The sequence below is a fragment of the Schinkia azotoformans LMG 9581 genome, assembly GCF_000307855.1.
GTDB classification, from domain to species: Bacteria; Bacillota; Bacilli; order Bacillales; family Bacillaceae_J; genus Schinkia; species Schinkia azotoformans.
Genome location: NZ_AJLR01000057.1, coordinates 1 through 20,626 on the forward strand (window position 1 = coordinate 1; position 20,626 = coordinate 20,626).

17 protein-coding genes are annotated in these 20,626 nt (G+C 37.6%); 5 read left to right on the forward strand and 12 right to left on the reverse strand.

Features of this window, described 5'->3' with window-relative positions:
• The 6 genes from rlmD to cax form a co-directional block, all read right to left on the reverse strand.
• Positions 1–1,421, reverse strand: a 1,421-nt coding sequence (gene rlmD / locus BAZO_RS10145) for a 23S rRNA (uracil(1939)-C(5))-methyltransferase RlmD (RefSeq protein WP_003331371.1), incomplete at its 3' end; no start/stop codon positions are given.
• A gap of 217 nt (positions 1,422–1,638) precedes the next feature.
• The gene (gene pdaA, locus BAZO_RS10150) at positions 1,639–2,466 is read right to left on the reverse strand and encodes a delta-lactam-biosynthetic de-N-acetylase (RefSeq protein WP_003331372.1); all 828 of its coding nucleotides are present in this window, start codon (positions 2,464–2,466) and stop codon (positions 1,639–1,641) included.
• Between the two features lie 312 nt (positions 2,467–2,778).
• Positions 2,779–4,326 (reverse strand): fumarate hydratase, encoded by a 1,548-nt coding sequence (locus BAZO_RS10155; protein ID WP_003331374.1) that lies wholly within the window; start codon positions 4,324–4,326, stop codon positions 2,779–2,781.
• Between the two features lie 188 nt (positions 4,327–4,514).
• Positions 4,515–4,697, reverse strand: coding sequence for an SE1561 family protein (locus tag BAZO_RS10160; RefSeq protein ID WP_003331375.1), 183 nt, complete (start codon positions 4,695–4,697; stop codon positions 4,515–4,517).
• 126 nt (positions 4,698–4,823) lie between these two features.
• Entirely contained in the window at positions 4,824–5,591 is a 768-nt protein-coding gene (locus tag BAZO_RS10165; RefSeq protein ID WP_407697171.1) for a YfkD famly protein, read from the reverse strand.
• Between the two features lie 138 nt (positions 5,592–5,729).
• Complete coding sequence (gene cax / locus BAZO_RS10170) at positions 5,730–6,788, reverse strand: calcium/proton exchanger (RefSeq protein ID WP_003331377.1); 1,059 nt, start codon at positions 6,786–6,788, stop codon at positions 5,730–5,732.
• 246 nt (positions 6,789–7,034) lie between these two features.
• Here cax and BAZO_RS10175 point away from each other — a divergent pair, with 246 nt between their 5' ends.
• Together BAZO_RS10175 and BAZO_RS10180 are read left to right on the forward strand one after the other, a co-directional pair.
• Complete coding sequence (locus BAZO_RS10175; protein ID WP_003331378.1) at positions 7,035–7,196, forward strand: BH0509 family protein; 162 nt, start codon at positions 7,035–7,037, stop codon at positions 7,194–7,196.
• Between the two features lie 386 nt (positions 7,197–7,582).
• Positions 7,583–9,514: a heavy metal translocating P-type ATPase gene (locus BAZO_RS10180; protein WP_003331379.1), complete on the forward strand. Its 1,932-nt coding sequence runs from the start codon at positions 7,583–7,585 to the stop codon at positions 9,512–9,514.
• Positions 9,515–9,853: 339 nt separating this feature from the next.
• On the opposite strand, the gene BAZO_RS10185 is transcribed toward BAZO_RS10180, so the two are convergent.
• A complete protein-coding gene (locus tag BAZO_RS10185; protein WP_003331380.1) occupies positions 9,854–10,693 on the reverse strand; it encodes a YihY/virulence factor BrkB family protein in 840 nt (279 codons plus the stop codon).
• A 22-nt stretch (positions 10,694–10,715) separates the two neighbouring features.
• Complete coding sequence (locus BAZO_RS10190) at positions 10,716–11,039, reverse strand: YtxH domain-containing protein (RefSeq protein ID WP_003331381.1); 324 nt, start codon at positions 11,037–11,039, stop codon at positions 10,716–10,718.
• 255 nt (positions 11,040–11,294) lie between these two features.
• Between BAZO_RS10190 and BAZO_RS10195 the strand changes: the two genes are divergently transcribed.
• A complete protein-coding gene (locus tag BAZO_RS10195; RefSeq protein ID WP_003331382.1) occupies positions 11,295–12,650 on the forward strand; it encodes an alanine/glycine:cation symporter family protein in 1,356 nt (451 codons plus the stop codon).
• Between the two features lie 108 nt (positions 12,651–12,758).
• A complete protein-coding gene (locus BAZO_RS10200; protein ID WP_003331383.1) occupies positions 12,759–12,980 on the forward strand; it encodes a DUF1128 domain-containing protein in 222 nt (73 codons plus the stop codon).
• Between the two features lie 52 nt (positions 12,981–13,032).
• On the opposite strand, the gene BAZO_RS10205 is transcribed toward BAZO_RS10200, so the two are convergent.
• Positions 13,033–14,136, reverse strand: a complete 1,104-nt coding sequence (locus tag BAZO_RS10205; protein WP_003331384.1) for a PRK06851 family protein — start codon at positions 14,134–14,136, stop codon at positions 13,033–13,035.
• A 405-nt stretch (positions 14,137–14,541) separates the two neighbouring features.
• Here BAZO_RS10205 and BAZO_RS10215 point away from each other — a divergent pair, with 405 nt between their 5' ends.
• Positions 14,542–16,098 (forward strand): ABC-F family ATP-binding cassette domain-containing protein, encoded by a 1,557-nt coding sequence (locus BAZO_RS10215; protein WP_003331387.1) that lies wholly within the window; start codon positions 14,542–14,544, stop codon positions 16,096–16,098.
• A gap of 53 nt (positions 16,099–16,151) precedes the next feature.
• Here BAZO_RS10215 and BAZO_RS10220 read toward each other — a convergent pair whose 3' ends face one another.
• The 3 genes from BAZO_RS10220 to BAZO_RS10230 form a co-directional block, all read right to left on the reverse strand.
• Positions 16,152–17,843, reverse strand: a complete 1,692-nt coding sequence (locus BAZO_RS10220) for a formate--tetrahydrofolate ligase (RefSeq protein WP_003331389.1) — start codon at positions 17,841–17,843, stop codon at positions 16,152–16,154.
• A 175-nt stretch (positions 17,844–18,018) separates the two neighbouring features.
• The gene (locus tag BAZO_RS10225; protein WP_003331390.1) at positions 18,019–19,764 is read right to left on the reverse strand and encodes a WG repeat-containing protein; all 1,746 of its coding nucleotides are present in this window, start codon (positions 19,762–19,764) and stop codon (positions 18,019–18,021) included.
• Between the two features lie 78 nt (positions 19,765–19,842).
• Positions 19,843–20,532 (reverse strand): pseudouridine synthase, encoded by a 690-nt coding sequence (locus tag BAZO_RS10230; protein WP_003331391.1) that lies wholly within the window; start codon positions 20,530–20,532, stop codon positions 19,843–19,845.
• Between the last annotated feature and the right edge of the window lie 94 nt (positions 20,533–20,626).

Genomic DNA, 20,626 nt, shown 5'->3' on the forward strand with positions numbered 1-20,626 from the left:
GGAAACATATCTACCGGCTGAATATATTCTACCTTGTATGCTTTACTTAAAAACTGTATATCCTTAGCAAGTGTTGATGGATTGCAGGATACGTAGACCATTCGTTTTGGTTTAATTTTAAAAACTGTTTCTAGAAATTTTTGATCACAACCTACTCGTGGTGGATCAACTACAATGATATCCGGGTGCCAGCCTTCTTTTTCCCATTTTGGCAGCCAGTATTCCGCTTTGCCAACTGCATAATAAGTATTTTCCAAGTCATGTTTGGCAGCATTTTCGCGAGCGTCGACAATAGAATCTTCAATCGTATCCATCCCGCGAATTTCAGATGCACCTTTCGCCAACCAAAGTCCGATTGTTCCTACACCACAGTATGCATCTACCAATTTTTCCTTTCCAGTAAGCTGTGCAGCTTTTTTGACCTCATTATAGAGTTTCACAGTTTGAACCGGATTCAATTGAAAGAATGCTCTGGCAGAAAGTTCAAACGATAGGTCTCCTAACGTTTCTTGAATAAATTCTTCGCCTTGCAGATGAATCGTTTCATCACCAAAGATTATTGAGGTCTTATCCCCATTTACATTTTGAAGTACTGAATTTACTTCTGGAAGGCGTTTGTTAACTTCCGCAATGAAATTATCCACTTCAGGAAATTCTCGTTTTGTCGTAACAAGGACTAATTGAATCTGTCCAGACGCAAATCCCACTCTTGTTACGATTGTACGAACAAAGCCTTTCCGTTTCTTTTCATTATAGATTGGAATATTTAAGTCTTCCAAAATTTGTTTAACAATTTGAGTCACTTTATTTGTACTCGGATGCTGAACCATACAGTCAGATATATCTATTAACTTATGGGAATTTAAGCCGTATAAACCTGCCAACACTTTTTGCTCATCACGACCAACCTGGAGCTGACTTTTATTGCGGTATCCCCATGGATTTTCCATACCAATCGTTTCACGAATATCAAGCTGTTCAATATTTAGGTTGGTATGTCTTTCGAGGGCTTGGATCACAATATCTCGCTTCTCTTTTAACTGCTGCTTATAATCTAAGTGTTGAAGCTGACAGCCACCGCATTCTTCGTAAATCGGACATAATGGTTGGACCCGATATTGGGATTTTTGACGAATCTTTTTCACTTTTGCTTCGGCAAAATTTTTTTGAACCTTTGTTGCTTCTGCTACGACGATTTCCCCAGGTAATGCACCTTGGACAAATACGGTTTGCTTTTTAAAGAAGCCGACACCTTCCCCGTTAATTCCAAGTCTTTTAATTGTGAGCGGAAATTCCTGCCCGACTTGTAGTTGGGACGTTTTATCTGATCTTTGATCGTTTCGTTGATTGCTTTGGCTTTGATTTTGGAATCTTGGTTCTTTTTGTTTATTTTGGGTATGTTTTTGCTTTTGGTTAGCCATTTTTTTTACTCCATTTCAATATTCTCAGTTCCTATTATGTTTTATTTTTTGCATTCAGGCAAATGATTGGATAAAATGCAAAAAACCAGCATTAGGTTCATGCCTAGTACTGGTTTCAATAATGGGACAAAGAACATCATACTATGGCACACTGAGCCGGAGTTCCCGACCCCGTGGCTTGGCTCATGGGACAGAGAACCCGACCCCGCGGCCCAATTTAGTCCATATAATTCTGATACAATAACGGTTTTGGCATACTTTTCTCTAGCATTAGGTCATCCAAACTTTTGAAGGTGTAACCTTGTTCGTGGAGGGTATCAATCACTTTTTCCAGTGCTTTGGCGTTGTCCTCTGACACTGTATGTAGGAGGATAACCGCCCCAGGATGGATTTGATTCACGATATTATCATAAGCATATTTCCAACCTTTTTGATTATTTATATGCCAATCAACAAAGGCCAACGACCAAAATACGTTTACATACCCATGGTCCCCTGAAAGCTTTAATGTTCTTTCACTAAAAATTCCTCTTGGTGGACGTAGGTACATCATATCTGATTTTCCAGTAATTTTTTTATATTCTTCCTCTACGAGCTGTAATTCTTTTTTCAAGCGAATATCACTAACTTGCGTTAAATCAGGATGGTGCCAAGAATGGTTTCCAACGATATGGCCTTCATTCACCATTCTTTTTACTAAATCGGCATTTTCAGTTAAGTAATGACCTGTAACAAAAAACGTTGCTGGCACCTTTTTCTTTTTTAATATATCTAAAATATCGGCTGTAAATCCATTTTCATAGCCGTTGTCAAAGGTTAAGTAAATGTCTTTTTTTGATGTATCCCCTAAATAGAATGATCCATATTTTGCAAGGATGGATTTAAAAAATTCACCCGCATCTGCAGGTTCATGGTTGCGGCTTTTCTTCATCCCCCAATGTATCGGGTTGTTTGGAGGTGTTTCAGCCTGTATCGTATTAAAACCACCAAAAAGAAATACAATAATTGTAACGATTTGGAATGCAGCTTTTTTTGCACCTTTCATTAAAAATGCCTCCTTATTTGGCAAATCTATATCTATATTTTTTGAAAGGTGGATACTTTCATACCAAACATCATTTTCCATTAGAAAAGCGGAGGCGACCTGTTTAGCGACGTATGGACTAGAGCACATCGACTGAGATAAAGGAAACACTAAGAGCGAAGCGATTAGATGTTGACTTATCGTAGGGAGGTGGGCAAAGTCCACTGGTCGCTGGAGCTAGACATAGAACCGTGACAGAGAACCCGACCTCTGGCTCGAATTCGAAAAAAAGAAGAGTACCTTGAAAAAGATACCCTTCCTTTAAAATGTATTTTAGTTAAATACTTTTTCTTTGAATTGTGCAAGCTTTTCAAGAGATGATTTGTCAACGTCTTGATGTAGACTGTTTCCGTGTGAATCCATTGTTACAACAGCTTTGAAGCCTTTAACGCTTAGATGCCACATTGCTTCGGGAATACCGAATTGTGTTAAGTCTACGCCGTCAACAGATTCGATGCAATCTGCATAGTATTGAGCAGCACCACCGATAGCATTTAAGTATACACCGCCATGCTCTTCTAATGCTTTCAATGTTTTCGGCCCCATACCACCTTTACCGATAACAGCACGGATACCAAATTTCTTCATGATGTCGCCTTGATAAGGCTCCTCACGAATACTTGTTGTAGGTCCTGCAGCTTTAACATGCCATTTGCCTTCATCATCTTTAAGCATTACTGGACCACAGTGATAAATGATTTGACCATTTAGATCAACTGGTGCATCATGCTCATTTAAGTAATGATGAATCGCATCACGGCCTGTGTACATTCTGCCATTGATTGTTACAACGTCACCAACTTTTAGTGAACGGATTTGTTCTTCAGTAATTGGTGCTTGAAGAACTACCTCACGTGATTCACTTGCAGTTTCAGATGCAGCAGCAACTTCCTGCCCGACTTCTTTTGCAAAATCAACGTCATCACCTTCTTGGTAATGCCATTCTTTAATTTCGCCAGTTACAGGATCAACTTTCACACCTTGACGGCGGAATGCCCAGCAGTTATAAGCAACTGATACATAGAAGCTTGCAGGAATACGGTGCATAGCACCAACTTTACAGCCTAATAATGTTGTTTCTCCGCCAAAGCCCATTGTTCCGATACCAAGCTTATTGGCATTTGCCATTACATATTCTTCAAGTTTACGTAGATCTTCAACTGGATTTACATCATCAACGTTTCTGAACAGTTGCTCTTTTGCAAGATCATATCCTGAGCTGCGGTCTCCACCGATTCCAACTCCAATAAATCCAGCAGAACAGCCTTGACCTTGTGCTTGGTATACAGAGTGCATAATACATTTACGGATACCGTCTAAGTCACGTCCTGCACGTCCAAGACCTTCTAATTCACATGGTAAGCTATATTGAATATTTTTATTTTCACAGCCGCCACCTTTTAAAATGAGGCGAACATCGATATAATCTTTTTCCCATTGTTCAAATTTAACAACTGGTACTCCATCACCAAGGTTGTCCCCACTGTTTGCGCCAGTTAATGAATCAACTGAGTTTGGACGAAGTTTTCCGTTTTTAGTTGCTTCTACAACCGCTTTACGGATTGCCTCTTTAATTTCTAACTGATTAACACCAACAGGAGTCTTAACTTTAAAAGTAGGAAGACCTGTGTCCTGACAAATCGGTGAAATATTCTCCTCAGCCATCACAATATTATTTGAAATCGTGTCTAAAGACATCGCCGCTCTTGTACCGGCACTTTCGCTTAGTTTAGCTTGGTAAATAGCGCGACGAGCATCTTTTGGCAGCTTTGTTGATGTTTCAACAACTAAATTGTACATGCTTTCAAATAATTGATTCATACTGTTCCCCATTCCCCTCTTTTTTGAAAAATAAACAATTCTGAATACGCTAATTAACTTCCACTCCCCATTATAATACTAGTCCTATTTTTTCGAAACCCTATAATAAGAAAAGCGTAAGCGCTTTGCTCATTGCCGTACAAACTGGAGGGGCTTCGACTGAGATAAAGGAAACAGAGCCAGTTCGCTTACCAATCCGGTTTAAATTGATTTATTTTCCCTTGAAGATCATCCAGCATTTCCAAAAGTCGATCAATATCATTTACATCCGCCTCTTCCGGATCAAGTGAGTCCAATACTTTTAGTAAAAGATTTAGACGATTCGTTAAATATTCGATCTGTTGTTTTTTGTCATGTATCGCATTTCCCATATTGTTAGCTCCCTTCTCATCTGCTTTTAATCTTAATCCAATTGCCGATATTTTGACAAATAGAAAAATAAAAGGACTTGTATCGAATATTAAAATCCACTACAAGTCCTTTTGTATTGTTGTTATTCATTTAGGTGTATCAGTTGTAACGAATTTAAATGACAAATGATCTTGAACCGGGATCCATGCCCCAATCCCTTGCTGAGTTACGTTTTTAATTTTGAGCTTAGCTTTGCTGCCTTTGAATTCCAGATAAACTTCACCAAATGTGACCTTCCCTTTTTCATTCACAGCTGGGGCAAATGCATATAAGTAACCAAGCTTTTTAGGAGTTACATTATACACATGCTCCTTTTTCGTGCCTTGTCCTATTACTGTATCAAATGCTAATGGCAGCTCTGTTTTCTTCATAGCTGTTAGCATCATCATTTTTTGAACTTCTTCCGCATTATTGATTCTTGAGGTTAGACCGCCTTTGATCACCGTTTCTTCTTCTTGTTGATAATGGATTTTTTGAGGAGTTTTTCCGCCCCGGTTATCAAACTTGTTCGTATTGGCAGGTTTATACTCCCAATTTATATTGGTTTCTGTCGACTCGTAGCTTAATGGCCACTGCCCTAGATAAATTGTAGCCCGGAAACCAACTGCAGTTGGTGTTGTGTTAATGGAAGATTCATTCAGTATACGTATAAGGTCCGGGTTTTGAATTGGCACATCCGCAGTTTCGAGCAATGTTTTTGCTAAGTCACTTGGTTGAAGATACGGCAAATCCTGAGTTGGATTGGGATACGTATTCTCTTTCGAAATATCAAGGACAGCGTCTGGCACTTTTATTTTGTGTGTTTTAGCTTGTTTTGTATTTTCCGCGCCTATAGATCCTTGAAAACTGAACAATGTTAGAACAAGTGTAGCTACTATTACTAATGTACTTTTTAGCGCTTTCACATAGAGACCTCCTTCGAAATACTTATTTGTATTTTTTTCGAAGAATTGCTTGTTTATCCATAGACCATATTGGAAATTTATGGATGTCTACAGCAAATAAAACCCAATTCCCATAATCATGTAAGCAGCAAGGAGCGTTGCGCCTTCGAACCAGTTTGTTTCACCGTCATTCGCAATTGCAATCGTTAGTAATACTGCTGTCACCATGGAGATCAGTTCCGGCATTGTAAATACTAATGGCATTGACTTTTCGAAAAACAGCGATATCAATACTAAAACTGGTGCAACAAACATCGCAACCTGTAGGGTAGAACCAACTGCAATTTCAACAGCCACCCCCATTTTGTTTTTATAAGCCATTATAATGGCAGATGCATGTTCTGCGGCATTACCTACGATGGCAACGATGATTACCCCGATAAACAATTCGCTCCAGCCAAAGGTTTCTGCCACCTCTGCAAATGTATGTACAAGTTTTTCCGATACATAAGCAACTGCAAGTGTTGCTATAAGTAAAACAGCAAGGGCTTTACCCATCCCCCACTCCGCTACCTCTTCATGTTCACTTGCCCCCTCAGAGGTAGACTGGTATACACCACGATGAGTAACCAACTTAAAGAATAGGGCAGCTAAATAAAGGAGAATTAATATAATTGAAATTCCTGAACTTAGAGCAAGTTTATGCCCCTCACCCATCCCTTGGGTAAATACTTCCGGGATTACGAATGCTACGATTACCGCAAAAACTAAAAGTCCTGAATTATGCCTAGCATCATATACATTAAACTTCTGGCGTTTATACCTTACACCGCCAACAAAAAAGGATAAGCCGGCGACTAACAATAAGTTACCTAAAACCGAACCGGTCAAAGAAGCAAGGACAACACCAACTAACCCGGCTTTTAATGAGAAAATTGAAATGATTAATTCCACTGCATTTCCAAAGGTCGCATTCAACAATCCACCAATTCGCTCCCCAGCAACAACTGCTAAACTTTCTGTTGCTCGACCCATAAAGCCTGCTAACGCGATAATCGTTAAACAATATATGACAAACATAATTATTGTTGGGAAATGAAGCAAACTTCCAATTACAGATAAAGGCACCCCAATCACAGCCATGATGAGGAATATTTTATTTACCATATAAATAAACCAACCCTTCTACAAAAATGAACTTCCTCATTATAGTTTCCAAATTCATTCAAAAGTAATCGAACCACAAGGCCGTGGGACACGGGGTCGGGAACTGTGGCTCAATTCCGCATCCGCCCCTTTTTACAAAATTTTTTTAAAATTCATTGACCAAATTAACACTACTGTTATATAATACAATTAACAATTAAACATCTGTAATACTACAGAAAAATAAAATTTTAGGGGGCTTTTAAAATGAGTCGACAAGAACGGAGAAACATGATTGAGTTTATTACTAGAAACAGAAGGTTTGATAACGAAAATCTTATGTATATGACAGATGAAGAAATTGAGCACATTTACAACAGCACATACTATTATTTCGAGGAATTTATCGAAGACAATATTATCCAGTAATTAGAATAAGATGACGCAGGGGTTGAAGTTCATTGACTAATAATGGAATAGAGCAAAGTAGCCTCTGTTATGATACAGGGGCGTTTTTTCTGCCTTTGTAGTAAAAACTTCTCTGCCCCCGATATGTCCTCTTCCCCTCTTATTGTACAAGGATTCAACCCCTGATTTTATGCCTCCAACAAAAAAGTTCCAATTATATTTTTAAAAATAAATAACTCTTTCTTTGAACTTTACTGTTTCCATGTTATAATTTATTTATAATTATTTTAATCTTATAGTAAAAATAATTTTAAACAATTTTAGGGAAACAAAGCATATACTACTTAAGAATTTAAGAATAATAGCTGATTTTCATTATCAATTGCTTTTATCGGGAGGGATATAAATTGGAACTTCAAGCTAAAGTAATAGAGAAAAATTCTCAATTAGATAAAAACCAAAGAGAATCAAGTTTTATCTATAAAATGACTGAGCATCGGGAATTAATCGCCGCCTTACTTAGTGGTGTTCTTATTGTTGCTGCTTGGGTTTTTTCAAAATACGGAATGGAATCCACATCGGTAACGATTTTCGTCTTAGCTTTCTTAATTGGAGGATACGCTAAAGCCAAAGAAGGTATAACAGAAACTTTAAAGGAGAAAGACCTTAATGTAGAGATGTTAATGGTTTTTGCAGCTATTGGCTCTGCCATAATCGGCTACTGGGCCGAGGGTGCCATCTTAATTTTTATATTTGCCTTAAGTGGTGCTCTTGAAACTTATACAATGAATAAAAGCAAAAAGGAAATTTCAAGCTTAATGACTCTTCAGCCCGAAGAAGCATTGCGTATTATTGATGGTAGAGAAGAAAAAGTGCATGTTTCCATGTTGGAAATCGCCGATCAGATTTTAGTAAAACCGGGTGAACGTGTTCCCGCTGATGGGATCATCATTCGCGGGGAAACAACACTGGATGAAGCAGCGATCACAGGTGAATCCATGCCCGTTAGCAAAAGGAATAAAGATGATGTTTTTGCTGGGACTGTAAATTTAAACGGCTCCATCATTGTTGAAATCACAAAAAAGAGCAGCGAATCTTTATTCCAGAAGATTATTAATCTTGTTCAAAATGCCCAAAGTGAAAAAGCACCATCACAGTTATTCATTGAAAAATTTGAAGGAACCTATGTAAAGGTTGTTTTAGCTGTCGTTATTTTAATGATGTTTCTTCCTCATTATCTGTTAGGTTGGAACTGGCAGGAAACTTTTTACCGTGCCATGATTTTATTAGTTGTCGCATCGCCATGTGCTTTAATGGCTGCCATCATGCCGGCGACACTATCAGCGATTTCAAATGGTGCCAAACAGGGGATCCTTTTCAAAGGTGGTGTTCATCTTGAAAATCTGAATGCCCTTAGAGCGATAGCCTTTGATAAGACTGGAACATTAACTAGAGGAAAACCGGAAATTACTGACATTATCATTCGCCCTGATATTACGGAGGAAGAGTTTTTATTAATAACAGCCTCCATTGAAAGCCATTCAAACCATCCATTAGCACAAGCCATTGTGCAATATACGAAGGAAAGATATTCAATAACTTTTGAAAAACCCTCTCAATTTAAGGATGTTCCTGGTTGGGGGATTGAAGCTTCTTTACTTGATAAACAATGGAAAATAGGTAAAAAAGATTTCATTGGTTTAGATGAGATCAAACGATTTCAAAACAATATTGCAAAGACATTAGCAGAAGAAGGGAAGACGATTGTTTACGTTAAAGATGAAGAGGGCATCGCTGGAATCTTAGCTTTGAAGGATGTTGTCCGTGATATTTCAAAGCAAGCGATCCACACTTTAAATTCAATCGGTATTCATACGATCATGCTTACCGGTGACAGCGAAACCACAGCCCAGTCTATTGCTAAAGAAAGTGGAGTTAATCATTTTATTGCGGAATGTTTGCCTGAGACTAAGGTTGAACACTTGAAACAGCTTCAAGAAAAGTACCAAAATGTTGGTATGGTTGGAGACGGTATCAATGACGCCCCAGCACTCGCTACTGCAAGTGTTGGAATTGCAATGGGGGAAGGTTCAGATGTTGCATTAGAAACTGCAGATGTTGTTTTAATGAAAAACGATTTAACAAAGATTGCTGATGCGATCTCATTATCAAATCGAATGAACAAAATCATTAAACAAAATATTGTTTTTTCCATCTTAGTGATTATGCTCTTAATTGCTTCGAATTTTCTTCAAGTGCTTGACCTTCCGTATGGGGTTATCGGCCATGAGGGAAGTACATTATTAGTAATATTAAATGGATTGCGATTGTTAAAGTAAATATTCTGAAGGGCGCCCAGCGACTCGTAAACTTCACTCATCTCCCTACGATAAGTTAACATCGACTCTATTTACTCGTCGTGTTTCCTTTATCTCAGTCGATGAGCTCCAGTTTATCCGTCGCTAAACGGGCGCTTCCGCTTTTCTAGTTAGTGATAGCTATTCGATTTATTAGCACCACTAGATGTTTTTTGCTTAGGATTAGAACCACTTTTCTTTTGTTTAGTTTTGCCCATTGTTGACCCCTCCTTTACAGGATGAAAGCTTAACGCCTTCTTCAAACATAGTATGGGTTCGACAGGTCTAATATATTTTTATTAAAGTCAACCAAACTTGGCATTAATTACGAGTCATTTTAGCCATCCTCAAGATTGCATTAATTTCTCCACCTAAAATGATAACCATCGCTGATAAATAAAACCAGATCATAAGAACAATGATTCCCCCAAGGCTACCGTACGTTGCAGTATAATTACCAAAGTTCAATACAAAATAAGAAAAAGCAAGCGATACAAGCTGCCAACCGATTGTTGCAAAAAAGACCCCATACCACACTTCACTTATACGTAGTTTTTTATTTGGTGCAAAATAGTACAACATCGCTAATACGACAACCATAACAAAAAAACTAATAAAAATTCTGATAAAGTCCCAAATTGCCATAAATGACTTTGATATACCGAAATGAGTAAATAGAAAAAGACCGATTGCCTTACCGAATACTGGTAATAACAACGCTATAATGATCACGACAATCATAGCAACTGTCAAACAAATAGCGATTAGTCGTGATATGATATAAGATCGATTTTCATGAACATCATAGGCGCGATTTAACGCCCGAATGATTGCATTGATTCCATTTGATGCTGACCAAATAGTAGCAATGACACCAAATGAAAGCAGACCACCCCTAGGTTCATCAAGTATTTGCCGTAAATTCGTTTCGATCAGATGCATTGTTTCACCAGGTGCAAACTTGCTTACCAGTCCTAAAAGATCATCCAAAGAAATGGGCAAATAACCTATAAGTGTAATGATGAAAATTAAAAACGGAAATAAAGACAATAGGAAAAAATAAGCTAATTGTGCAGATAAGCCTACAACTTCATCATGCATAAAACGATAATAAAATTCTTTAATAAAACCTTTTAATGTTGAGATATCGGTTTGTGCCATTTTTAACCCCCATTAAAAGTTCTTATATTTCGTCCAATTCCCTTCCCTCTTCGATATTGTTGGATAAGAGCAGCTTATCACTTGACTGCCTAATATCATTTACCTTTTCAACAATAAACGTTATATCTTCCGTAACCTCTTCTATTTTTTGTCTTGCAACGGAAATTTTATCGGAAACGCCCTCGATTAATTCAGTAGGATTTTTACTATAATGCCATACAGTTCTTCCACAATCCTTTACCTGATTAACCGTGTTTTCTCTTGTTTCACGGTCTAATAAGGAAATGACCGCGCCGGCTAAAGCACCGTATAGGATCCCTTTAATTAGTTTATTATTTTTTTCCATCTGATACGCTCCTTTTTATATGTATACCCATTATATTGTATAAAAAACCAACTTCTACCTTATTATAGCCAACTGAAACTAGTTGTGAGAACTTGTTACCATATTTATTTTTTATTTCCAAATTTAATACTTTTGTATATAAGCTATACCAATATTATAAATTATCCTACTTTTTCCTTAATTTGATTGACCTAGTTTTCTGAATACTCTATATTATTGTTATAATAGTAATATTTCAAAATAGGAGGGTAATGAATGACTTTTTTAGATGTGATTAGTACCGTCAGCGATTGGATTTGGGGACCTCCGTTATTAATTTTAATAGTTGGAACCGGAATTTATTTAACTATTAGACTGGGCTTTCTCCAAATTACAGCCCTACCTTATGCTCTCAAGCAAGCTTTTAGCAAAAAGCAGGATAATACCTCTGAAGGGGATATATCTCACTTTCAAGCTTTAACAACTGCTTTAGCAGCAACAGTTGGAACCGGTAACATTGTTGGGGTTGCTACTGCCGTTGTTTTGGGTGGACCTGGTGCTGTTTTTTGGATGTGGCTTTCTGCTCTATTTGGTATGGCGACTAAATATGCAGAGGCTATTCTTGCCGTAAAATATCGTGTAGAGGATAAAAACGGTGAAATGGCCGGCGGTCCAATGTATTACTTGGAGCGTGGATTAGGTCAAAAGTGGCTAGGGATGCTTTTTGCTTTCTTCGGTGCAATCGCTGCCTTTGGAATTGGAAATATGGTGCAGTCAAACTCGATTTCCTCCGTAGTTGATGCAACATTCCATGTACCAACTTGGGTAACAGGCCTTGTTTTAACTATTTTTACTGCTCTTGTAATTCTAGGAGGTATCAAGAGCATTGGTAAAGTTACAGCTTACTTCGTACCAGTCATGGCCATCTTCTACTTAATCGCTGGTTTAGTCATTATGGTTACCAACATTAATGAAGTCCCAGCGGCTATTAGTCTAATTTTCTCACAAGCCTTTACAGGTGATGCTGCTGCAGGAGGTGCAATCGGAGCTGCGATTCGTTGGGGGGTTGCACGCGGGGTATTCTCTAACGAAGCTGGTTTAGGTTCTGCTCCAATTGCCGCTGCAGCTGCAAAAACAGACTTTCCTGCTCGTCAAGCGTTAGTATCCATGACACAGGTTTTTATCGACACAATTATCATCTGCTCAATTACTGGCATAACTCTTGTTATGGGAGGTATTTACCACGATGGACTTAAAGGAGCAGAATTAACAACCGCGACCTTCGAAAAACTAATCGGTGCACCAGGACCAATCATCGTTGCTATCGGATTAATTTTCTTTGCCTATTCAACGGTTCTTGGTTGGGCCTATTATGGAGAAAAATGCTTCTCCTATCTATTTGGTAATGAAGCAATCAAATATTATCGCGTTGTATTTGTTTTAGCTGTTTTTGTAGGAGCAGTTTCAACCCTTGATGCTGTATGGGGAATTGCGGATATCATGAACGGTCTAATGGCCTTCCCTAACTTAATTGGGTTACTTGGACTTTCAGGTGTAGTTGTGGCTGAAACAAGACGATTTAAAAAGGTTATGCAAGAAGAAAAAGCTAAATCTCCGAACGTCGGGGCTTAAAAGAGAAAGCGGAAAAACAATATCGAGATTGCAAAATTGCAATCTCTTTTTTTCATATGGTACGATGGTTAATAAATGAACTCGAAAAGTTTTGAAAGGGAGACGGATATGGACTTAACAAAAAAATCAAAAGAAAATATCGTATATATGGTAGAAGCAATCAAAGATAAACTGCGCATGGCTAATGTCGATGCGTTTAAGGCTGACAATTTTAATGAAGAAATGTATGAGGAATTAAAAGACATTTATGATCTTGTTAAAACTAAAACAACATTCAGCATAAGTGAAATGCAAGCCATTGCCGCAGAGTTGGGGAATATTAGAAAGTAAACGGGAGATGCTTATGAGGTCCATCCTCATAAGCATTTTTTACCATTGATTTTTACATTTCTTTTATTTTTGCAAAACTAGTAATTTCATTATTTATTTCTTCATACTTTCTATCCAAGGTGCTGAAGTCCATTGCCGCGATATAAATATGCTCCAATTGATCGTGTAGTTCTTTCGCCTTAGCAAGGTACGAAGTGGCTTCTTTCATTTTGGCTGAATATCTTTCTCTGATGTCATTAATTTTATCAGCATATTTTTCATCCGTACCTGGTTTGATTGTTCTTGTGTACATATCTACAACTATGTCAGATTCTCTATCAGGGAAATGTTCGTGTGGGGCAGTGCTGTCAAATATGGCAACACCAATTTCTCTAAAAAGGACCATGTCCAGACTGTTCGGATCAAAACCACAATGGTAAATCTCCACATCATACCCTAATTTTTCTGCATTTGCTGCAATTTTTTTCAGCATTGTTGATTTGCCTGAACCAGGGCGCCCTTTAAGGAAGTAGCGATTTTCGATATCTGCTGTTAAATTTTGAATAAAGTCAACTGGACCTTTCGGTGTAGCTGCACCTAAAAAGCGATGGATGATGTCACTCTTCTTATTCAAGCTTACTCCACCGAAGAATTGTTCAATAAGCTCTTCAGTCAATTTATTGGCCGCAACAAAATCCATATTTTTTATATAACACACTTCCCACTCATCATGAATTTTTAACCCTTCGGCAAATAATGAATAGGCAGTTTGAAAGGAGTCGGAAATTTGCCTTGATAGTTTCACAATTTCATCTTTATGGAAAGCAAGTTTTTTGGAATCCCAAGCATCCCCCAAATTCACATATTCCTCAACTGCACCCGGTACTTTTGGCTCGATCACATGTGGAGCTGTTCCATCAACAATTCCAACCTGCAAATCTCTAATAATGACACCGTCAATTGAATTATTGTCGGAAGCACAATGGATGTATTCAATATTAAAACCTTTATCCAGCCATTCTTCCCCAATTTTTTTCATTAAAAATGATTTCCCCGTTCCAGGACCACCCTTTAAAATAAATAACCGTTCCAAGTCTTTTAGGTTTGAATCAAATAAATTATGGAAGCCTTTAGCTGTATTTCCACCGGCATAATAATTTTTAACTGTTCCTGCCATATTCTTTTTACACTCCCTACAAACGGATTTGGAAATATTCCTTTAATACCATATGTTAACAGCTGCAATTAGGTGAATGCCCAACACTAGAAAGGAAGCAGCTATTAAATGTCGATTCCCCGGGAAATAGCGAATTATATAGAATCAATTTGTCTCGATATGGAAAAAAGTTTTCTTTCATCCGCTCGCTGTGTCATATATAATCAAAATATGTGTTTTAAAGGAAAAGCGGAAGCGCCCGTTCAGCGACGTAAGGACTGGAGCACGTCGACTGAGATAAAGAAAACACGACGAAAGAAATGAGTCGATGTTGACTTATCGTAGGGAGGCGGGCGAAGTCCTCTAGTCGCTGGGCGCTGGAGCTAGACATAAATAAAATATTAATTGACCGGAAGTGAGGAAATTATGAGTATTTTAACTGTCAAAAACTTAAGCCATGGCTTTGGAGACCGTGCCATTTTTAATGATGTCTCTTTTCGTCTTTTAAAAGGAGAGCATATCGGATTAATTGGTGCAAATGGTGAAGGTAAATCCACCTTTATGAATATTATTACTCGAAAACTTGAACCAGACGCTGGGGATGTGGAATGGTCGAAGAATGTTCGTGTTGGCTATCTTGACCAACATACAGTGCTTGAAAAAGGATTAACGATCCGTGATGTACTGAAAAGTGCATTCCAATATTTGTTTGACCTTGAAGCTGAAATGAACCAAATTTATGAAAAGATGGCGGATGCTACACCTGAAGAGCTTGAAAAATTGCTTGAAGACGTTGGGACAATTCAAGACCTTTTAACAAATAATGATTTTTATATTATTGATGCCAAGGTTGAAGAAGTTGCACGTGGTCTTGGATTGCAGGATATCGGTCTTGAACGTGATGTTACCGATTTAAGTGGTGGCCAAAGAACAAAAATCCTACTCGCCAAATTATTGCTTGAAAAGCCGGACATTTTGCTATTGGATGAGCCGACAAACTATTTGGATGAGCAGCATATCGAATGGTTAAAACGTTACCTTCAAGAATATGAAAATGCGTTCATCCTAATCTCTCATGATATTCCATTCCTTAATAGCGTCATTAACTTGATTTATCATATGGAAAACCAAGAGCTAAATCGCTATGTCGGGGATTACGATAATTTCATGTCTGTTTATGAAATGAAGAAGCAACAATTAGAATCTGCTTATAAAAGGCAACAACAGGAAATTGCAAAGCTTAAAGACTTTGTTGCTCGTAACAAAGCAAGTGTTGCCACAAGAAACATGGCGATGTCCCGTCAGAAAAAGCTGGATAAGATGGAAGTTATTGAATTAGCAAAAGAAAAACCAAAGCCCGAATTTAATTTTAAAGAAGCTCGTACATCAGGCAAACTTATTTTTGAAACAAAGGATCTTATTATTGGTTATGATGAACCACTTTCAAGACCGTTAAATTTGAAAATGGAACGTGGCCAAAAGCTTGCCCTCGTTGGTGCAAACGGTATTGGTAAAACAACATTGTTACGAAGCATTCTTGGAGAAATTAAGCCAATTTCAGGAACTGTAGAACGCGGCGAATATTTATATATCGGATATTTTGAACAAGAAGTAAAATCTTCCAATAATAACACATGTATTGAAGAAATTTGGAATGAGTTTCCTCATTTCAATCAATATGAAATTCGTGCTGCCCTTGCGAAATGTGGCCTGACTACGAAGCATATTGAAAGTAAAGTAGAAGTATTGAGCGGTGGAGAAAAAGCTAAAGTTCGATTATGCAAGCTGATTAATAACGAAACGAATTTACTTGTATTGGACGAGCCAACAAACCACCTTGATGTTGACGCAAAAGAAGAATTAAAGCGTGCACTTAAGGCTTATAAAGGCAGCATTTTATTAATCAGCCATGAGCCTGAATTTTATAACGAAGTAGCCACAGACGTATGGAATTGTGAATCTTGGACAACGAAGGTGTTTTAATTTATTAAAGGGAACTTCCAATTTAGGGAGCTCCCTTTTTTATCGAAATAAAATTAAAACAATCCTATCGCCTTACCATCAGCGTCAACATCCATATTTAATGCTGCCGGCTTTTTCGGTAAACCTGGCATTGTCATCACATCACCTGTTAGAGCAACTAAGAATCCCGCTCCGATAGATGGACGAAGCTCCCTTACTGTAATCGTAAATCCTTCTGGTCTTCCAAGCTTTGCCGGGTCGTCAGATAGTGAATATTGTGTTTTCGCCATACAGACCGGAAGTTTATCCCATCCCAAAGACTTGTATTCTTCAATTTGTTTTCTTACTTTAGGGATAAAATCAACAGCTACTGCACCATATACTTTTTTAGCAATTGTTTCAATTTTAGCTTCAATTGAATCATTTAACTCATACAATGGTTTAAAGTTGCCTTCCTGTTTTTCTAAAACCCGTAATAGTTTTACAGCTAGGTCAATTCCACCTTCTCCGCCTTTTTCCCATACATCAGATAAAGCAACATCGTAATCTTTTTCTTCACACCATTTCTCGATATACTCAACTTCTTTGTCTGTATCGGTGATGAATCGGTTAATAGCCACAACAAATGGCAGTCCAAAGCTTTGGACTGTTTCGATATGCTTTTGTAAATTTTGCATGCCTGTTTTTAATGCATCTAAGTTCTCCACTGTGAGGTTAGCTTTATCAACACCGCCATGCATTTTTAAAGCACGTATCGTTGCAACAATGACAACCGCTTTAGGATCGATATTACCTAAGCGGGATTTAATATTTAAAAACTTTTCAGCGCCAAGGTCTGCACCAAAGCCAGCTTCAGTAATTACATAGTCGCCCAGCTTGCTAGCTAATTTAGTTGCAATAATACTATTGCAGCCATGGGCGATATTGGCAAATGGACCGCCATGAACGATCGCCGGTGTATTTTCTAATGTCTGCACTAAATTCGGCTTAACCGCTTCCTTCAATAATAATGTCAAGGCACCTTGAACGCCTAAATCTCTAACCGTAACAGGCTGCTTATTAAAACTGTAGCCCACAACGATATTGGACAGCTTTTCTTTTAAGTCAGTTAGATCCTTTGCTAAGCAAAGAATGGCCATGATTTCAGAGGCAACCGTAATATTAAAGCCATCTTCTCTTGGTACCCCTTGTAATGGTCCACCCAGTCCAACAACAACTTGTCTTAATGCACGATCATTTAAGTCCACGACCCGCTTCCACGTAATTCTTCTCGTATCAATTTGGCATTCATTACCTTGATGAATGTGATTATCTAAAAATGCTGCAAGTGCATTGTTTGCTGTAGTAATTGCATGGAAATCACCTGTAAAATGAAGGTTGATATCCTCCATTGGCATGACTTGTGAGTAGCCTCCACCACTGGCACCACCTTTAATTCCCATCGTTGGTCCTAATGATGGTTCCCGCAATGCAACAATGGTTTTATGGCCGATCTTATTTAACGCTTGTCCAAGTCCGACTGTGACCGTAGATTTCCCTTCCCCGGCAGGAGTTGGGTTAATGGACGTTACTAAAATTACTTTTCCATCCGGTGCATTCTGAAGTCGTTTCATGACATCTAAAGAAATTTTGGCCTTATAATGTCCAAATGGCTCCCATTCATCTTCGCGTAAATTCAACCCTTCAGCAATTTCTTTAATAGGCTTCATGACCGCCTCTTGGGCAATCTCAATATCTGATTTTACCTTTTTTGATTGTACGCTCATTTTCGGTCTCCTAGTTTTTATTTATTATTATTATTTTAAAGGAAATTTTTTATAAACACATCCAATTTTAGAAAATGTTAATAAAATTTCAACTTTTTACGACAAATTTTTTACAAGCATATAAGAAGACAGGATCCAATGCGACTCCAGCCTTCTTTATTATTAGTGCTGTAAATTAATGAAAGGATTTCCAAAATTCACCTTCCGTATTAATAATATCCATGATCTCGTCAAATGGTATTTTAAAAGTCGGAAATCCCGCAGCATATGGACCAATTTCATAAGGCTCAAAATAAATATATAGTGTTTTATTATCTACAAAAAATGGTTGATCCACGCTGATCCCTTTATAACTATCAGGGAAAACATAGGAATATTGATCATCCTCTTTAATTTGTTTAGCAATAATATCACTCAAAACTTTTACATAATCACTATCTTTTTTAAACAAATCTGCAAGTATATATATGGCTCCATTTATTAAATTGATATGGGCATACACTCGATAAGGCATGCCGTGTGCTGTACCAAATGGATAATCATAGCCTTCTATTTCGATTACAAGTAATTGGTCCTTGTAAAATTTAATTAAAAAATCCCCAGTATAACTTGACTCTAATTGAATACCTGACTGGACCGGTTTCACTTGAGAAAGAGACTTTAACTCTTCATTTACCTTTTGCTTGGCACCTAAATCGAACATGCCCTCTATTTGCGGATAATAGACAAGATAATCCTTGTTTGGCTTATATTTTTTCTCAATTACTTTATATCGTTGACTAATAGGAATGATTTTATTTTGTCTCCACACAATATTTCCGGAACCATCATAATACGTAATTCGCTGATCGATATTTGCTTTTATTAAATTACCTTCAAGTGTTAATGTCCCTTCTCCATTTACGATGGGCAATCCTTTTGCCATTTTTCCTAGTTTGTTAATAAAATAAGTTTCTTTTCCCGTTGTGGCTGATGCAACTCCTTCTTTAAAATTTAGGATTGTTAAATACTTGAATTCAGTTAAAACCGTTCCATCGGTCATTCCTAGTGCATAGTTGGATCCATAAAACGGGGACCCTTCCTTTATAGCCATTCCAATTGCTACCCTATTTTTTCCTAAATGATGAATATCGTTATAAACCGGAGGATAGATAAAATTTCCTTCCTTATCAATAAGACCATATTCGTTCCCATAGTCCTCAGCCATATTGACTATTGCCCTTCCATGCTCAAAAGGCATCGCTGAAGTGAATTTTGGTGGTATAACAATTGTACCTTTAACATCTATATAACCAAATTTACCATCCTCAGTTTCTTTAAAAGCTAATAACCCTTCCCCCACATTTCCAACAAACGGATAGGGGTACTTTTGCAAAGCTTTGCCATTTTTATTTATTAATGCATACTCCTTTGACTGAAATTGGACAACAGCTTTATCATCCTGAAATTCATTTGCCGTCAAAAATGTTGCTGGAACAACCTCTTTCCCTTGGCGGTCTAAATACCCATAAAGATACTGACTATCTTCCAAAAACTCACCAAACAATGCTCTCCCATTTTCAAATGAGCCAATAAAGCTATAAGCCTTGGAAGTAAGTACTTTTCCACTTGCACCTATTACCTTAAACCCTTCTTTACCAATAACTTGGGCACGCCCTTCAGAAAACTCCGAAATCGAATCATAAATAGGTTGGACAACAAAGTTGCCTCCATGATTAATTAAGCCATACTTCCCATCTAATCCGACAACCGCTAAGCCGTTCGCTTGAAATTCCATGGCATCATCAAATATTAGTTTAATTTGAATCTTCCCTCTTGGATTCATATAGCCCCATTTCACACCAGGTATCGTTTTCGACGACACTGGATAAAGGCTTGTCATGATCTGGTTAAATAGTCCTTCACTAATCCAAATGTTCATATTAACAGCATTCTCCCTGGTCATTTTTACCATTATAGTATGGGAAATGATTGGAGTTGTGCCGTTCTTTTTGTAGGATTAATTTAGCTGTGATTTAAGTTCGAAAACCTCGCTATCTGTCAGGTTCCGCCACTTTCCATAGTCAAGTTCATCTATGTTAATATTCATGATTCGTACTCGTTGGAGACGAACAACTTTATAAGTTAACTGTTTACACATTCTCCGAATTTGTCGGTTTAATCCCTGAGTCAGAATAATTCTGAAGGTCGTTTCGTTAATTGGCTGGACTTTACATGGCTTTGTAATCGTATTTAATATTTCAACGCCTTGTTTCATTTCGTTGATAAATGCATTTGTGATCGGCTTATCAACTGTAACAATATACTCTTTCTCATGTTCATGCTCTGAATAGAGTATTTTATGGGCGATTTCACCATCATTCGTAAGAAGTATCAACCCCTCGGAATCCTTATCCAACCTTCCTATTGCAAAAATTCTTTCGGGGTAGTTCATATAATCTGCAATATTATTTTTAACTGATTTAGCGTTTGTGCAAACGACCCCAACTGGTTTATTAAGAGCAATATAGAGGTCACTCTTCTTAAAAGGTAATGGCTTTCCGTCGATAAAGACCACATCATCTGAAGTTACTATATAATTTTGTTCTGGTGATTCCCCGTTAACAGTTACTCTCCCTGCCCGAATTAAGCGTTCCGCTTCTCTTCTAGAGCAAAACCCTGAATTACTTATATATTTATTAATCCTCATTGGCTGTTCCTTTCTATAATTGGTTTAGATCAGACCGATTTTGCTAATATATTATCCAGTTTCAATTATATATTATCCAACTACCAAAAAATAA

Excerpts from the sequence above, each read along its gene's own strand:
- pdaA (WP_003331372.1), bottom strand. The coding sequence starts at position 2,466 with ATGAAAGGTGCAAAAAAAGCTGCATTCCAAATCGTTACAATTATTGTA.
- BAZO_RS10155 (WP_003331374.1), bottom strand. The coding sequence starts at position 4,326 with ATGAATCAATTATTTGAAAGCATGTACAATTTAGTTGTTGAAACATCA.
- BAZO_RS10160 (WP_003331375.1), bottom strand. The coding sequence starts at position 4,697 with ATGGGAAATGCGATACATGACAAAAAACAACAGATCGAATATTTAACG.
- cax (WP_003331377.1), bottom strand. The coding sequence starts at position 6,788 with ATGGTAAATAAAATATTCCTCATCATGGCTGTGATTGGGGTGCCTTTA.
- BAZO_RS10175 (WP_003331378.1), top strand. The coding sequence starts at position 7,035 with ATGAGTCGACAAGAACGGAGAAACATGATTGAGTTTATTACTAGAAAC.
- BAZO_RS10185 (WP_003331380.1), bottom strand. The coding sequence starts at position 10,693 with ATGGCACAAACCGATATCTCAACATTAAAAGGTTTTATTAAAGAATTT.
- BAZO_RS10190 (WP_003331381.1), bottom strand. The coding sequence starts at position 11,039 with ATGGAAAAAAATAATAAACTAATTAAAGGGATCCTATACGGTGCTTTA.
- BAZO_RS10195 (WP_003331382.1), top strand. The coding sequence starts at position 11,295 with ATGACTTTTTTAGATGTGATTAGTACCGTCAGCGATTGGATTTGGGGA.
- BAZO_RS10200 (WP_003331383.1), top strand. The coding sequence starts at position 12,759 with ATGGACTTAACAAAAAAATCAAAAGAAAATATCGTATATATGGTAGAA.
- BAZO_RS10205 (WP_003331384.1), bottom strand. The coding sequence starts at position 14,136 with ATGGCAGGAACAGTTAAAAATTATTATGCCGGTGGAAATACAGCTAAA.
- BAZO_RS10215 (WP_003331387.1), top strand. The coding sequence starts at position 14,542 with ATGAGTATTTTAACTGTCAAAAACTTAAGCCATGGCTTTGGAGACCGT.
- BAZO_RS10220 (WP_003331389.1), bottom strand. The coding sequence starts at position 17,843 with ATGAGCGTACAATCAAAAAAGGTAAAATCAGATATTGAGATTGCCCAA.
- BAZO_RS10225 (WP_003331390.1), bottom strand. The coding sequence starts at position 19,764 with ATGAACATTTGGATTAGTGAAGGACTATTTAACCAGATCATGACAAGC.
- BAZO_RS10230 (WP_003331391.1), bottom strand. The coding sequence starts at position 20,532 with ATGAGGATTAATAAATATATAAGTAATTCAGGGTTTTGCTCTAGAAGA.